Annotated in this window: 12 protein-coding genes and 1 pseudogene; 1 reads left to right on the plus strand and 12 read right to left on the minus strand. The window is 64.0% G+C overall.

Going from position 1 to position 13,310, the window contains the following annotated elements; genetic code table 11:
• Positions 1-3: 3 nt before the first annotated feature.
• Complete coding sequence (locus tag CJD35_RS01185) at positions 4-615, minus strand: NAD(P)-dependent oxidoreductase (protein WP_017184371.1); 612 nt, start codon at positions 613-615, stop codon at positions 4-6.
• A 105-nt stretch (positions 616-720) separates the two neighbouring features.
• On the opposite strand from CJD35_RS01185, the gene CJD35_RS01190 reads away from it, so the two are divergent.
• Positions 721-1,113 (plus strand): winged helix-turn-helix transcriptional regulator, encoded by a 393-nt coding sequence (locus CJD35_RS01190; RefSeq protein ID WP_017184372.1) that lies wholly within the window; start codon positions 721-723, stop codon positions 1,111-1,113.
• A gap of 28 nt (positions 1,114-1,141) precedes the next feature.
• Here CJD35_RS01190 and ligA read toward each other — a convergent pair whose 3' ends face one another.
• The 11 genes and pseudogenes from ligA to rbfA all read right to left on the minus strand — a co-directional run bounded on the left by ligA (position 1,142) and on the right by rbfA (position 13,294).
• Entirely contained in the window at positions 1,142-3,253 is a 2,112-nt protein-coding gene (gene ligA / locus CJD35_RS01195; protein ID WP_095686740.1) for an NAD-dependent DNA ligase LigA, read from the minus strand.
• A gap of 52 nt (positions 3,254-3,305) precedes the next feature.
• On the minus strand, positions 3,306-3,680 hold the full coding sequence (locus tag CJD35_RS01200) for a putative quinol monooxygenase (protein WP_026002620.1): 375 nt from the start codon (positions 3,678-3,680) through the stop codon (positions 3,306-3,308).
• A 43-nt stretch (positions 3,681-3,723) separates the two neighbouring features.
• The gene (recN, locus tag CJD35_RS01205; RefSeq protein ID WP_017184375.1) at positions 3,724-5,388 is read right to left on the minus strand and encodes a DNA repair protein RecN; all 1,665 of its coding nucleotides are present in this window, start codon (positions 5,386-5,388) and stop codon (positions 3,724-3,726) included.
• A gap of 51 nt (positions 5,389-5,439) precedes the next feature.
• Positions 5,440-6,225: an outer membrane protein assembly factor BamD gene (locus CJD35_RS01210; protein ID WP_017184376.1), complete on the minus strand. Its 786-nt coding sequence runs from the start codon at positions 6,223-6,225 to the stop codon at positions 5,440-5,442.
• Between the two features lie 56 nt (positions 6,226-6,281).
• Positions 6,282-7,301, minus strand: coding sequence for a sensor histidine kinase (locus tag CJD35_RS01215; RefSeq protein ID WP_017184377.1), 1,020 nt, complete (start codon positions 7,299-7,301; stop codon positions 6,282-6,284).
• 148 nt (positions 7,302-7,449) lie between these two features.
• A pseudogene (gene pnp / locus CJD35_RS01220) lies at positions 7,450-9,785 on the minus strand (polyribonucleotide nucleotidyltransferase).
• Between the two features lie 298 nt (positions 9,786-10,083).
• Entirely contained in the window at positions 10,084-10,353 is a 270-nt protein-coding gene (gene rpsO, locus CJD35_RS01225) for a 30S ribosomal protein S15 (RefSeq protein ID WP_017184379.1), read from the minus strand.
• Positions 10,354-11,280, minus strand: a complete 927-nt coding sequence (gene truB, locus CJD35_RS01230; RefSeq protein ID WP_017184380.1) for a tRNA pseudouridine(55) synthase TruB — start codon at positions 11,278-11,280, stop codon at positions 10,354-10,356. It abuts the gene before it with no gap.
• A 32-nt stretch (positions 11,281-11,312) separates the two neighbouring features.
• Complete coding sequence (locus CJD35_RS01235) at positions 11,313-11,891, minus strand: thymidine kinase (RefSeq protein ID WP_017184381.1); 579 nt, start codon at positions 11,889-11,891, stop codon at positions 11,313-11,315.
• A 9-nt stretch (positions 11,892-11,900) separates the two neighbouring features.
• Positions 11,901-12,800 carry an alpha/beta hydrolase family protein gene (locus tag CJD35_RS01240; protein WP_026002621.1) on the minus strand — a complete coding sequence of 300 codons (900 nt, stop codon included), beginning with the start codon at positions 12,798-12,800 and terminating at the stop codon, positions 11,901-11,903.
• Positions 12,801-12,895: 95 nt separating this feature from the next.
• Positions 12,896-13,294, minus strand: a complete 399-nt coding sequence (gene rbfA, locus CJD35_RS01245; protein ID WP_017184383.1) for a 30S ribosome-binding factor RbfA — start codon at positions 13,292-13,294, stop codon at positions 12,896-12,898.
• Positions 13,295-13,310: the final 16 nt, after the last annotated feature.

Below are 13,310 nucleotides of genomic sequence, written 5' to 3' on the forward strand. Positions count from 1 at the left end.
GCATCAATAGCCGACGGTAAAGCGCTGGCGGCTGTGGCGCGGCGTTTCGATTTCATCGACCAGCGCGATGGCATAATCGGCAAAGGATATGCTGCTTTTGCCATCGGCGTCGCTCAGCAACTGGTCGGTGCCCAACCGGAAGCTGCCGGTGCGCGGGCCGACGAAGAAGAAGACCGAGGGCGACACATAAGTCCAGTCAATGTCGTCCACGCCGCGCAGATAGTCCAGGAACGCCTTGCCCCGGCTGGCTTCGGGCAGATATTCCTTGGGAAATTCCGGTGTGCTGATCAGCGGCACGCCCGGCGCCACCTCCAGACTGGCGGCGCCGCCCACGACCAGATAGCGCGGCACGCCCGACTGGCGCACGACGTCCACCAGCGAGGCTGGATCGGTATCGGAAAACATCACTGCGCTGACGACGACATCATGGCCGGTAATTGCGGCCACCAGCGCTTCAGGATGGTTGACGTCGCCCGCAACCGCAGTGATCGCGGCATGCTGCACCGCCTTTTCGGGATGACGGGCGATCGCCGTCACCTGATGCCCGCGCCGGGCCAGTTCCGCGCTGATTTCCTGCCCCGCGCGACCCGTGCCGCCGATGATCGCTACTTTCATATCCATCTCCATAAGTGGTTACCAATGGAAACCAGATAGATAATTGGCTATCAGGGGTGCAAGAAGGCACTTTGCCTTCACCTGGTTACGTCGAGGATACCGCCCATGAGTGCCACGCCAACGCCGCGCATCGGCGACGCCTATAATCCCAACTGCCCGACGCGCCACATCCTCGACCGGATCGGCGACAAATGGGCGGTGCTGGTGCTGCTGAGCCTGAAGGACCGGCCGGTACGCTTCAACCTGCTGCGTCGCCGGATCGGCGCGATTTCGCAAAAGATGCTGTCGCAGACGTTGAAAAGCCTGGAGCGCGACGGCCTGGTCAGCCGCGCCGCCTTTGCCACCGTGCCGGTGACGGTGGAATATCGGCTGACCCCGCTGGCAGGCGGGCTAATCGGCATATTGGACCAGATCACCGGCTGGGCCGAAGCCCATGTCGGCGACATCATGGCCGCCCGGCGCGCCCATGATGCAGGGGTGGAGGCGATGGCGGCTTAGGACCGCTCGGAACGAAGGGCTGTCGGCTTCATCCCGCCGCCTTCACAATCTCCGCCCATTCCTCTTCGCTGATCACCTTGATCCCCAGCGCAGCGGCCTGCTTCAATTTGCTCCCGGCCCCCGGCCCGGCGACGACCAGATCGGTCTTGGCGCTGACCGATCCCGCCGCTTTCGCACCCAGTCGTTCGGCCTGCGCCTTGGCCTCGTCGCGGCTCATCGTTTCCAGCTTGCCGGTGAACACCACGGTTTTGCCGGTGACGGCGCTGGCGGTGGTTTCCACGACATAGTCGGGCGGCGTAACTTCGGACAGAAGATCGTCCCAGGCCGCGACATTGTGCGGTTCATGGAAGAAGTCGGCGAGCGCATGGCCCACCGCCGCGCCGACATTTTCCACCCCGATATGGTCGGCGATCGCCTTGTCGCGTTTGGCCGACGTGTCAAATGGCTGGTCGCGCAGAGCCATAATCTCTTCCGCCAAAGCGCGCACGGCCGGCAGCGTCGTATAGCGCTTCATCAGATCGCGCGCCGTCACCGCGCCGACATGGCGGATGCCAAGGCCGAACAGCAGCCGCGCGGCATCCGGCGCACGCTTCGCCTCGATCGCGGCGAGCAGATTGTCGACCGACTTTTCCTTCCACCCTTCCCGGCCGATCAGGTCGGGGCGGTGGCGCTTCAGGCGGAAAATATCGGCCGGTTCGGTGATCCAGCCAAGGTCCAGAAATTCCTGGATCGACTTCTCCCCCAGCCCCTCAATGTCGAGCGCGACCCGGCTGACGAAGTGGCGCAGCCGCTCGAACCGTTGCGCCGGGCAGATCAGCCCGCCCGTGCAGCGATAATCGACCTCGCCCTCCTCGCGCACCGCCTCGCTGTGGCAGATCGGGCATTCGGGCTTGAACATATAGGGCGCGCCGGGACGGTCGCGGTCGAGATTGTCGACCACCTGCGGGATGACGTCGCCCGCGCGCTGGACGATGACGCGATCGCCGGGCCGCACGCCCAGCCGGGCGATCTCGTCGGCATTGTGCAGCGTGACGTTGGAGACGACGACGCCGCCGACGGTCACCGGGGTCAGCCGACCCACCGGAGTCAGCTTGCCCGTGCGCCCGACCTGAATGTCGATCGCCTCCAGCGTCGTCTGCGCGCGTTCGGCGGGAAATTTATGCGCGATCGCCCAACGCGGCGCCTTCGCAACGAAGCCCAGCCGCTGCTGCCAGTCGAGCCGGTCAACCTTATACACCACCCCGTCAATGTCGAAGGGCAGGTCGGCGCGCGCACGCTCGATGCTGCGATAATGGGCGAGCAGGGCGTCGAGCGTGTCGACGCATACCAGCCGGTCCGACACCGGCAGACCCCAGGCGGCAATCGCCTGCATCACGCCCAGTTGCGTGTCGGCGGGCAAGGCGCTGTGCGCGCCCCAGCCATGGGCCAGGAAGCGCAGCGGGCGGCTGGCGGTGACGCTCGCGTCCTTCTGCCGCAGCGATCCGGCGGCGGCGTTGCGGGGGTTGGCGAACTGGCGCGCCTTGTCCGGATCGTCCGCCTCCTCCAGCAATCGGGCGTTGAGCGCGGTGAAATCCGCCTTGGCCATATAGACCTCGCCGCGCACTTCGAACAGGTCGGGGATCGCGTCGCCCGTCAGCCGCTGGGGTATATCGGCAATGGTGCGGACGTTCGCCGTGACATCCTCCCCCGTCGCGCCGTCGCCGCGCGTCGCGGCCAGCACCAGTTCGCCCTTCTCATAGCGCAGCGAACAGGACAGGCCGTCAATCTTCGGCTCGGCGGTCAGCGCGACCGGCGCATCGTCGGGCAGCGCCAGGAAGCGACGCACACGGGCAAGAAATTCGGCAATGTCCTCATCGGCAAAGCCATTGTCGAGGCTCATCATGCGGACGGCGTGGGGGATTTTCTTGAGCGCGGAGGTGGGGGCCGCGCCCACCTGCGCATTGGGCGAATCGGCGCGGACGAGGTGCGGGAACTGGGCTTCCAGCGCATTATTCTCGCGGATCAGCGCGTCATAGTCCGCGTCGCTAATCTCCGGCGCGTCCTGATCATGGTAGAGCCGGTTATGTTTGGCCACTTCGCGCGCCAGACGCATCAGACGGTTGGCAGCTTCGGCTTCGGAGAGAGTGGCGGGATCGGTCATAGGGGTGGACATAACCGCTGTTATGCTCCGGTGAAAGCGGGCGCGCGCTGTTTCAGATGCCCGCCACCGGCACCGTTTCGAACCGCTGCCCGAAACCGGCGATGATCGGGCGGGCCTTGGCGATGGCGGCCTGCACGGCGGGCAGTTTGAGCGAGGCCATGTGGTTGTCGCGATTGTCCCACACTTCGGTGATCCACAGCGCGTCGGGGTTGGCGGTATCGAGCGCGATGACGTAGGACAGGCAGCCGGGCATCCCGGTCGTGCCTTCGCGCAGACAGGTCAGCAATGCGTCGCGCTTGCCGGGTTTGGCGATCATCTGGCCGATCAGGCCGTAGCGGGGCTGGGCCGATTGCGCGGTGGCGGGAATGGCGCTGGCGGCGATGGCGGCGGCGGTCAGGCCCAGCATGTCTCTACGGTTATGGGTCATCATGCTTTCCCTTGCCATGCCATTGTCCGTGTTCCCGCGCAGGCTAAACCCGCTCCAGCAACCGTTCCGCCTGCGCGCGCGCTTCCGCGGTAATTTCCGCGCCCGACAGCATCCGCGCGATTTCTTCGCGTCGTTCCGCGTCGTCGAGCGCATGAACGCCCGTCCGCGTCACCGTGCCGTCGCTCGATTTGGCGATCAGCAGATGGCCAGCGCCCCGCGCCGCGACCTGCGGGCTGTGGGTGACGACCAATATCTGGTTGCTGCGCGCGAGGCGCGACAAGCGTTCGCCAATGGCGGACGCCACCGCGCCGCCCACGCCCCGGTCGATTTCGTCGAAGATCAGCGTGTCCGCCCCGCCCTGCTCCGCCAGCGCGACTTTCAGCGCCAGGATGAAGCGCGACAATTCGCCACCCGACGCGATTTTCGTCAGCGGGGCGAAAGGTGCGCCGGGGTTGGTCGAAATCTCGAATTCGACCCGGTCCATGCCCTGCCCGCTCCATTGCCCCTCATCCAGCGAGGCGACCACGGTGCGGAAACGGGCGGCGTCCAGCTTCAATGGCGCGAGTTCCGCCGCGACCGCCGCGTCCAGCTTGCCGGCGGCTTGCTGGCGCTCGTCCGACAGCGCCTGCGCAGCGGTCCGATAGGCCGCCGCCTTCTTGGCAACGTCCGCCTCCAGCGCGGCGATATGCTCCTCCCCACCCTCGATCGCGGTCAGGCGCGCGGCCATATCGACGCACAGGTCGGCCAGATCATCGGGCTGCACCTGATGCTTGCGCGCCAGGCCGCGCAGGTCGAACAGCCGGGTTTCGATGTCGTCGAGCCGGGCGGGATCGAAGCTCAATGCTTCGGCCACTTCGGCGAGCCGGTCCTCCGCCTCGCCCGCCTCCACCACGGCCCGGTCCAGCGCTTCGAGGACAGCCGCCAGTCGCTCATCCTCCGCCGCGATCCGGTCCAGCCGCCGCGCCGCCTGCCGCAACTGGGCAAGGCCACCGTCGGAGCCAGTCAGGCAGTCGGCAATGGCCGACAGATCGTCGGTCAGGCGCGCGCCCTTCTGCATCGACGCGCGTTCTTCCGCCAGCGTCGCCTCCTCCCCCGGTTCGGGGCGAAAGCGGGTCAATTCATCGACGGCATGGGCCAGATAGTCACGGTCGCGCGCGGCGGTATCGACGGTCGCGCGGGCTTCTGCCAATATGTTCGCCGCCTTGCGCCAGGCCCCATATGCCGCGCCGACCGCGCCTGCATCGCAGCCGCCATAGGCATCGAGCAGCGCGCGATGCCCCCGCGCATTGAGCAGACCGCGATCGTCATGCTGGCCGTGAATTTCCACCAGGCACCCGCCCAGTTCGCGCAACAGCGCAGCCGAGCAGGCTGAATCATTGACGAAGGCGCGGCTCCCGCCATCGGCCTTCACCGTCCGGCGGATCAGCAGCGGCTCGCCCGGCTCCATCTCGATGCCATTGTCCGCCAGCAGCATCGCGGCGCGATGACCGGCAGGCGGCGGGTCGAAGGTCGCGGTGACGCTGGCCTGCGCCTCGCCAGTGCGGACCAGCCCGCTATCGGCGCGGGCGCCCAGCGCCAGCCCCAGCGAATCGAGCAGGATAGATTTGCCCGCCCCCGTTTCCCCGGTCAGCACGGACAGGCCAGCGCCAAAATCCAGGTCCAGCGCCTCGATCAGCACGACATTGCGGATGGACAAGGCGCTCAGCATGACGCGCTTCTACCCGTCAATGCACAAAAGGGGAACAGGCAAGAAAGGCGACTACGCCGTGCCGCCATGTTCCTGCATCAGCTTGTAGCTGCGCGTATACCATTTGGTGCCGGGATAGTTGGCGCCCAGCACGGCCGCGGCCTTGCGCGCTTCGTCGAGAATGCCGAGCGAAAGATAGGATTCGACCAGCCGCTCCAGCGCTTCGGGCGTGTGGGTCGTGGTCTGATATTTATCGATGACGGTGCGGAAACGCAGCGTGGCAGCAAGCCACTGGCCACGCCGCTGGTAGAAACGGCCCACTTCCATTTCCTTGCCGGCCAGATGGTCGTTGACCAGATCGACCTTCAACCGGGCATCGGCGGCATAGCGTGTGTCGGGATAGCGGCGGATCAGTTCGCCCAGCGCGTCTAGCGCCTGCTGCGTGATTTTCTGGTCGCGGCTGACATCGGCAATCTGCTCATAATAGCAGAGCGCGATCAGATAATAAGCGTAGGGCGCGTCCTTGTTGCCGGTATGGATCGACAGGAAGCGCTGTGATGCCGAAATGGATTCGGCATAGTCACTGTTCATATAGTAGCTGAACGCCGACATGAGCTGCGCCCGGCGCGCCCAGGGCGAATAGGGATGCTGACGCTCCACTTCGTCGAACAGCGCGGCGGCGAGCTTATACTGGCCGCGATCGAGCCGGTCCTTGCCGCTATTGTAGAGGGTCGACACGTCACGGGCGACATATTGCGTGTCGGCCTTGTTCTTGGACGTCGCGCAACCTGCAAGCAGGGCTGCAAGCAGAAGCGGGGCGGTGGCCGCGCCGATGCGCGTTACGGTTTTCATCAGCATGGGGCGGGTCATAGCCGAGCGGATCGCTGCCGCCAAGCGGCAGAATGGAGTCAGGATCAACAGGCTGTCCGTGCAGGCAGATCGAGCCGCGCCACTGCGCCGCCATTCGCGCCCGGCGTCAGCGAAAAGCGCCCGCCCAGTTGCGCCGCCAGCGCATTGGCAATGCGCAGCCCCAGCGATTCGCTGGAATCATGCTGAAAGTCCGGGGCAACGCCATGACCGTCATCAACGATGCGCAGCGCCAGCGCGCCCTCCACTTCCTCCAGCATCACCGCCACCTTGCCGGGCCGGTCGGGCAGGCCATGTTCGATCGCATTGCTCACCGATTCCGCGACGATCAGCGCCAGCGGCACGGTGACGGACGGCTCGATCGCCAGCCCGTGGGGCGCTGTCACCGCAACATCGATGTCGGTGCGACCACTCGCTTCCAGCACGTCGGCGGACAGCGCGGTCAGGAAGCCGCGAATGTCCTGCCCCTTGCCTGACGGATCATAGAGCGCACGGCTGATGCGGCCCACCAGCGCCAGCCGTGCGGACGCATCGTCCAGCGCCTTGCGCGCCACATCATGATCGACATGGCGACGCTGAAGCGCCAGCATGGCCGCGACGACCTGAAGATTGTTGGATACGCGGTGCTGGAGTTCGTGGAACAGAAGCTCCCGGTTTTCCGCCAGCGCGCGGCTGCGCTCGCGCTCCACCGCCAGATGAAAATTGGCGCGCTGCATGAAATGAATCAGCATGATGTCGACGGCCACCACGCCGATATAGAATAGCATGGCGACGGCCACCGCCGGGTTCATGACGAAGCTGTAAAATGGCGCGATAAAGACATACCAGGATAGCAGTCCGCAGAATATCGCCGCAAAAATGCCCGGCCCGATCCCGAACAGGAAGGATGACAGGATGACCGCCGGGAAGAAGGTGACGAACGGATAGCCATTGGGCAGCAGCGGTTCGGCCGCAATCCGCAGCAGCAACGCCGCGCCGGAAAAGAGCAGCGTCAGTCCATAGGCATAAGCTGGCCGGTCGAGGACGAGCGGAAGGCGTTCGACAAAGCGCGCATTGCTCCGCTGCATGGATGTTCCCCAAATGATCTATCGTTACAGTAGCAGAACTTTGATTCTATGCCTTGATCGAAATTAGTCCATTGCGCGCCCGACATAAAAAAAGGGCGCCCGGCTGAACCGGACGCCCCATTTTAACCTCAGTTCGTCGGATGAACGATCAATCCTGGGTCAGGAAGTCGGGCAGACCACCCGGCGCCGGGCCGTCTTCGTTGCCGCCTTCGCTGCGTTCCCGACGCGGACCACGATCGCCACCATCGCGGCGCGGGCCGCGACCGCGATCGCCACGACCTTCGCCGCCTTCGCGACGCGGGCCACGGTCGCCGCCGCCATCACGGCGCGGACCACGATCACCGCGCGGCTCGCGCGCTTCGCGGGGAGGACGCGTATCCTCCAGTTCTTCGCCGGTTTCCTGATCGACGACGCGCATCGACAGGCGCACCTTGCCGCGCGGGTCGATCTCCAGGACCTTGACCTTCACTTCCTGGCCTTCCGACACGACGTCGGTGGGCTTTTCCACGCGCTCATTCTTCATTTCGGAAACATGGACCAGACCGTCCTTGCCCCCATGAAGTTCACGAACGCACCGAAATCGACAATGTTGACGACCTTGCCGTCATAGATTTTGCCGACTTCCGCTTCCTGCGTGATGCCCAGAATCCACTTGCGTGCAGCCTCGATCTGCGCCGGATCGGACGAGCTGATCTTGATCAGGCCTTCATCGTCAATGTCGACCTTCGCGCCGGTTTCGGCGACGATTTCGCGGATGACCTTGCCGCCGGTGCCGATGACTTCGCGGATCTTCGACTTGTCGATCTGCAACGTCTCGATGCGCGGGGCATGGGCCGACAGTTCGGTCCGGGTCGAAGCCAGCGCCTTGCTCATTTCGCCAAGGATGTGGGCACGGCCTTCCTTCGCCTGGGCAAGCGCGGTTTCAAAGATTTCGCGCGTGATGCCCGCAATCTTGATGTCCATCTGCATCGTGGTGATGCCTTCGGACGTACCGGCCACCTTGAAGTCCATGTCGCCCAGATGATCTTCATCACCCAGAATGTCGGACAGGACGGCAAAATTCTTGCCTTCCAGGATCAGGCCCATGGCGATGCCGGACACCGGGCGCTTCAATGGCACGCCTGCGTCCATCATCGACAGCGAACCGCCGCAGACAGTCGCCATCGAGGACGAACCATTGGATTCGGTAATGTCGGACAGGACGCGGATCGTGTAGGGGAATTCGTCCTTGCTGGGCAGCACGGGGTGCAGCGCACGCCAGGCCAGCTTGCCATGACCCACTTCACGACGACCCGGCGCGCCGAAGCGGCCGACTTCACCGACCGAATAGGGCGGGAAGTTATAGTGCAGCATGAAATTTTCATAATGCAGGCCGGTCAGGCCGTCGATCATCTGCTCGGCGTCCTTGGTGCCCAGCGTGGTGGTGCAGATGGACTGCGTTTCACCGCGGGTGAACAGGGCCGAACCATGGGTGCGGGGCAGGAAGCCGACCATTGCTTCGATCGGACGGATCTGCGTGGTCGTGCGGCCGTCGATGCGCTTGCCGTCCTTCAGGATGGCGCCGCGCACGATTTCCGCTTCCAGCTTCTTGGTCAGCTTGATGCCGGCCATTACGGTCTGGGCGTCGAGACCATCGGCAACGAACGACGCCTTCGCCTTGGCGCGGGCTTCGTTCAGCGCGTTGGAACGCGCCGACTTGTCGGTCAGCTTGTAGGCGGCGGTGATGTCCTTGCCGATCAGCTTCTTCAGCTTCTTCTTCAGGTCATCGAGATTGTCGCCCTGCGGCATGTCCCAAGGATCCTTGGCCGCCTTTTCAGCCAGGCTGATGATGGCGTCCACAATCTTCTTGCTCGCGTCATGCGCGAACAGGACGGCGCCCAGCATGACTTCTTCCGAAAGCTCCTTGGCTTCGGATTCGACCATCATCACAGCGTCGTAGGTCGCGGCGACGACCAGGTCGAGTTCACCGGCCTTTGCCTCGTCCAGCGACGGGTTGAGCTGATATTCGCCATCCTTGTAACCGACGCGGGCCGCGCCGATCGGTCCCATGAAGGGCACGCCGGACAGGGTCAGCGCAGCCGACGCGGCGATCATCGCCACAATGTCCGGCTCGCTTTCGCCGTCGAACGACAGCACCTGGGCGATAACGTTGATTTCGTTATAGAAACCTTCGGGGAACAGCGGACGGATCGGGCGGTCGATCAGGCGGGAAACCAGCGTTTCCTTTTCGGTCGCGCCGCGCTCACGCTTGAAAAAGCCGCCGGGAATGCGGCCGGCGGCGGAATATTTTTCCTGATAGTGAACGGTCAGGGGGAAGAAATCCTGGCCTTCCTTCACGCTCTTGGCGGCGGTCACGGCGCACAGCACCACGGTTTCGCCATAGGTCGCCAGCACGGCGGCGTCAGCCTGGCGGGCGATGCGGCCGGTTTCGAGGGTCAGCGTCTTGCCGGCCAGCTCGATCGATACTTTCTTGACATCAAACATAGTTTTTTCCTTCGCCCGCATCGGCCCTATTGCCGGGCGGGGCCTTTGGCGGAGCCGGTGAGGCTCCATGGGTGAGGAGCGAACTCCTCATATCCGTTCGCCCTGAGCGAAGTCGAAGGGCTTAGCTGAGCGCAGGCGAAGCAAACTTCGCTTCGCTCGGCAGAAGGCTTCGACAGGCTCAGCCCGAACGGTGTGGGGAAGTGTCCCCCGTATCATGAACGCCGTGCCGGATTGCCCGACGCCATGTTTCAGAATCAGAAACGGCCCCGCATGGGGGCCGTCCCGTTGAAGGTCCGCGTTACTTGCGCAGGCCCAGCTTGGCGATCAGGTCGGCGTAGCGCGCCTGATCCTTCTTCTTGAGATAGTCCAGCAGCGAACGACGCTTGTTGACCATCATCAGCAGACCACGACGGCTGTGATTATCCTTGTGGTGACCCTTGAAATGCTCGGTCAGGTTGGTGATCCGCTCGGTCAGGATCGAAACCTGGACCTCTGGCGAACCCGTGTCACCCTCGGCGCGGGCATATTCCTTGATCAGCGCTTCCTTGCGCTCGGCAGTAATCGTCATCTATTCGTCATCCTTCGACATCAGGTTGAAACCGCGCACCACGATGATCTGATGATCATCCGACCGGACCAGCGCGACGGGGATAATCCCGTCCATCGCCAGATGAAGGCCAGTGGTGGCAGTGATCCCGGTCAGAACCTTCCCCTGTCGGAGCATCAGGGCCTGATCGGGCGAGACGGGGAGAGCCGGGATGTCGTCCAGCCCCGCCGTCAGCGGCAGCATAAGGCTACCGATGGCGCGCTCGTTAGCAGCATGACGCAATTTGTCCAGCGAAATCGCGGAATCGAGGGTAAACGGCCCCGCCTTGATCCGGCGCAGCATGGTCACATGGCCGACCGTGCCGAGCGCCAGCGCAATGTCGCGGGCAAGGCTGCGAATATAGGTGCCCTTGGAAACTGTGACGCCCAACGTCGCATATTGCTCGCTAGCATCCCATTCGCCAATAAAACCTTCTGCGATGTAACGCCATGACATAATCGTCACTTTGCGTGTCGGCATCGTTACATCTTCGCCAGCACGGGCACGATCATATGCCCGTTCACCGTCGATTTTAAGAGCGGAATAGGCAGGAGGAATCTGCTCGATTTCACCGAGAAACTGCTGTTCCAAAATTGTTTCCAATGCCCCGAAACCAGGCTGATAGTCGCTTGTAGCGATCACTTTGCCTTCGCAGTCGAGTGTATCAGTCTGCGTCCCAAACTGAATTGTGAACTCATACTCCTTGTCGCTGTCGAGCATCCGCCCGGCGAGCTTCGTCGCCTCGCCGATCGCGATCGGCAGCACGCCGGTTGCCAGCGGATCGAGCGTGCCGCCATGGCCGACCTTGCACTTGCCAGCCCCGCTGTCTCGCAACGCGCGCTTGACCGCGCTGACGGCCTGGGTCGAACCGAGGCCATGGGGTTTGTCGAGGATGATCCAGCCGTGCATGGACGCGCGCCTACACCGCGGCAGGCCGCTTGTCAGCCGCCCATCTGTTCCCGATAATGGCGGCGGCAGAGTGCGACATAGCGATCATTGCCGCCAATCTGCGTCTGCGCGCCGTCGCGCACCGCCCGCCCCTGCCCATCCACGCGCAGGTTCATCGTCGCCTTGCGTCCGCAATCGCACACCGTCTTGATCTCGCTCAGCGTGTCCGCCAGCCCCAGCAGGTGGGCGCTACCCTCAAATAACTCCCCGCGAAAATCGGTACGCAGGCCATAGGAAAGCACCGGGATGTTGAGATCGTCGCAAAGGGCGGCGATCTGCCACACCTGATCGCGGGTCAGAAATTGCGCCTCGTCGATCAGAACGCAGGACAGGGGCGTCACCGCATGCTGGCGCGCGACGGCGGCGAAAATATCGACCGCAGGATCGAACAGATGCGCGTCCGTTTCCAGCCCGATGCGCGACGCAATGCGGCCATGCCCAAAGCGATCGTCGATCGCGGCAGTCCACAACATCGTCGCCATGCCGCGCTCGCGATAGTTGAAGTCCGATTGCAGCAACGTCGCGGATTTGCCCGCATTCATCGAGCTATAATAGAAATAGAGCTTTGCCATGCCCGACGCTTAGCGGATGGTCGGCGCGACGCCAGAGAGGAAACGAACCAGCGCATCGGCCAGCGCAATCCTCTTGTCCGAAAAACTATGATCGGTCGGCCAGACCATCAGCCGCGCATTGGGATTGGCCCCCTGCGCATCCGCCGCCACCGTGCGCGCTTCGGCCCCCAGCCCCTTCTCAGCGCCAAGGATGGTGAGCGGACGACGGCCATAGCCCGCCAGTCGGCGGCCAAGGTCGAACTTCTCGCCATTGCCCTTTATCTCGGCGGTCAGGCTGTCATAGGTCGCGCCATGCAGCGGCGGCAGGTCGCTCTCCACTTCCGCCTTCCACGCCGCTTCGCCCTGCGCGCTCGCCAGCGCGGCGACGGTCTGCGCAGGATCCCACGGGTCGATCAGGAACAGCCCGGCCACGCGCGGTTCGGCGGCGGCAATGTCCGCCGCCATGAAGCCGCCCATGCTATGCCCGGCCACCACGATCGCGCTGGTGTCGATGCGATATTTGGCGACGGTCGCGGCTTGCTGGAGAAATTGCAGCGCGGCAAAGGCATCGTCTGACGCATTGCCGAAGGAGAAATTGCCCGGACTGCCCCACGACCCGCGATAATGGAGCGTCAGCACATTCCATCCGGCCCGGCGCGCGGCCTGCGCCAGGTCCAGATTCTGCTCGTTACCGGGAAAGCCGTGAAGCAACAGCAGTGTGGGATGCAGCCCGGCCCCGGCGGCGGTGTACATGACGGCGTTCATCGCGCCATCGCCCGAAGGCAGGACGAAGGCGCTCATGCCGGCCGGATGGGCGGCGTCCGGTGCGGGATCGCTGATGACGGCGGGGTGGATCGCGGGATCCTTGGCGGCGGCGGGGGTGATGGCGCCCAATGCTGCCGCCACGCCAAACAGCCACATCATCCGCATCGCTCGATCCTCATTCTTGCACATGCGCGGACATGCCATCACATGCCGGTCCGCCTGGGGAGTGCCATCATGGCGAAGAACAATGTGGGCGGCAATCAATCCGCGTCATCATCCTTGACCAGATCCTGCGCAACCTTGGGATCGCGCAGCAACTTGTCGATATGGCTGCCCTCGTCGAAACTGTCGTCGGCCAGAAACTTGATCTTCGCGGCATATTTGAGCCGCGTGCGCGCGGCGACCTCGCGCTGGAAATAGGCGGTGTTGGTCCGCAGCGCCTTCAGCACCACTTCCTCGTCCCGCCCCAGCAACGGCTTGATGAAGGCGGTCGCGTGGCGCAGGTCGGACGACATGCGGACTTCCGTGACGCTCACGACATGCCGCGCCAGCACATCGTCATGCACGTCACCGCGCTGGAGAATGTCGGACAGAATGTGGCGCACCTGCTCCCCTACGCGGAGCGCACGAACGGACGGGCCTTGGGTTTGACTGGACATATATAAACCTCATGGC

The sequence above is a fragment of the Sphingobium xenophagum genome, from assembly GCF_002288285.1.
GTDB lineage: Bacteria > Pseudomonadota > Alphaproteobacteria > Sphingomonadales > Sphingomonadaceae > Sphingobium > Sphingobium xenophagum.

Coding starts and splice junctions, on each gene's coding strand:
- CJD35_RS01240 (WP_026002621.1), bottom strand. CDS start 12,800: ATGCGGATGATGTGGCTGTTTGGCGTGGCGGCAGCATTGGGCGCCATC.
- CJD35_RS01235 (WP_017184381.1), bottom strand. CDS start 11,891: ATGGCAAAGCTCTATTTCTATTATAGCTCGATGAATGCGGGCAAATCC.
- CJD35_RS01190 (WP_017184372.1), top strand. CDS start 721: ATGAGTGCCACGCCAACGCCGCGCATCGGCGACGCCTATAATCCCAAC.
- rbfA (WP_017184383.1), bottom strand. CDS start 13,294: ATGTCCAGTCAAACCCAAGGCCCGTCCGTTCGTGCGCTCCGCGTAGGG.
- recN (WP_017184375.1), bottom strand. CDS start 5,388: ATGCTGAGCGCCTTGTCCATCCGCAATGTCGTGCTGATCGAGGCGCTG.
- CJD35_RS01185 (WP_017184371.1), bottom strand. CDS start 615: ATGAAAGTAGCGATCATCGGCGGCACGGGTCGCGCGGGGCAGGAAATC.
- truB (WP_017184380.1), bottom strand. CDS start 11,280: ATGCACGGCTGGATCATCCTCGACAAACCCCATGGCCTCGGTTCGACC.
- CJD35_RS01210 (WP_017184376.1), bottom strand. CDS start 6,225: ATGCTGATGAAAACCGTAACGCGCATCGGCGCGGCCACCGCCCCGCTT.
- rpsO (WP_017184379.1), bottom strand. CDS start 10,353: ATGACGATTACTGCCGAGCGCAAGGAAGCGCTGATCAAGGAATATGCC.
- CJD35_RS01200 (WP_026002620.1), bottom strand. CDS start 3,680: ATGACCCATAACCGTAGAGACATGCTGGGCCTGACCGCCGCCGCCATC.
- CJD35_RS01215 (WP_017184377.1), bottom strand. CDS start 7,301: ATGCAGCGGAGCAATGCGCGCTTTGTCGAACGCCTTCCGCTCGTCCTC.
- ligA (WP_095686740.1), bottom strand. CDS start 3,253: ATGACCGATCCCGCCACTCTCTCCGAAGCCGAAGCTGCCAACCGTCTG.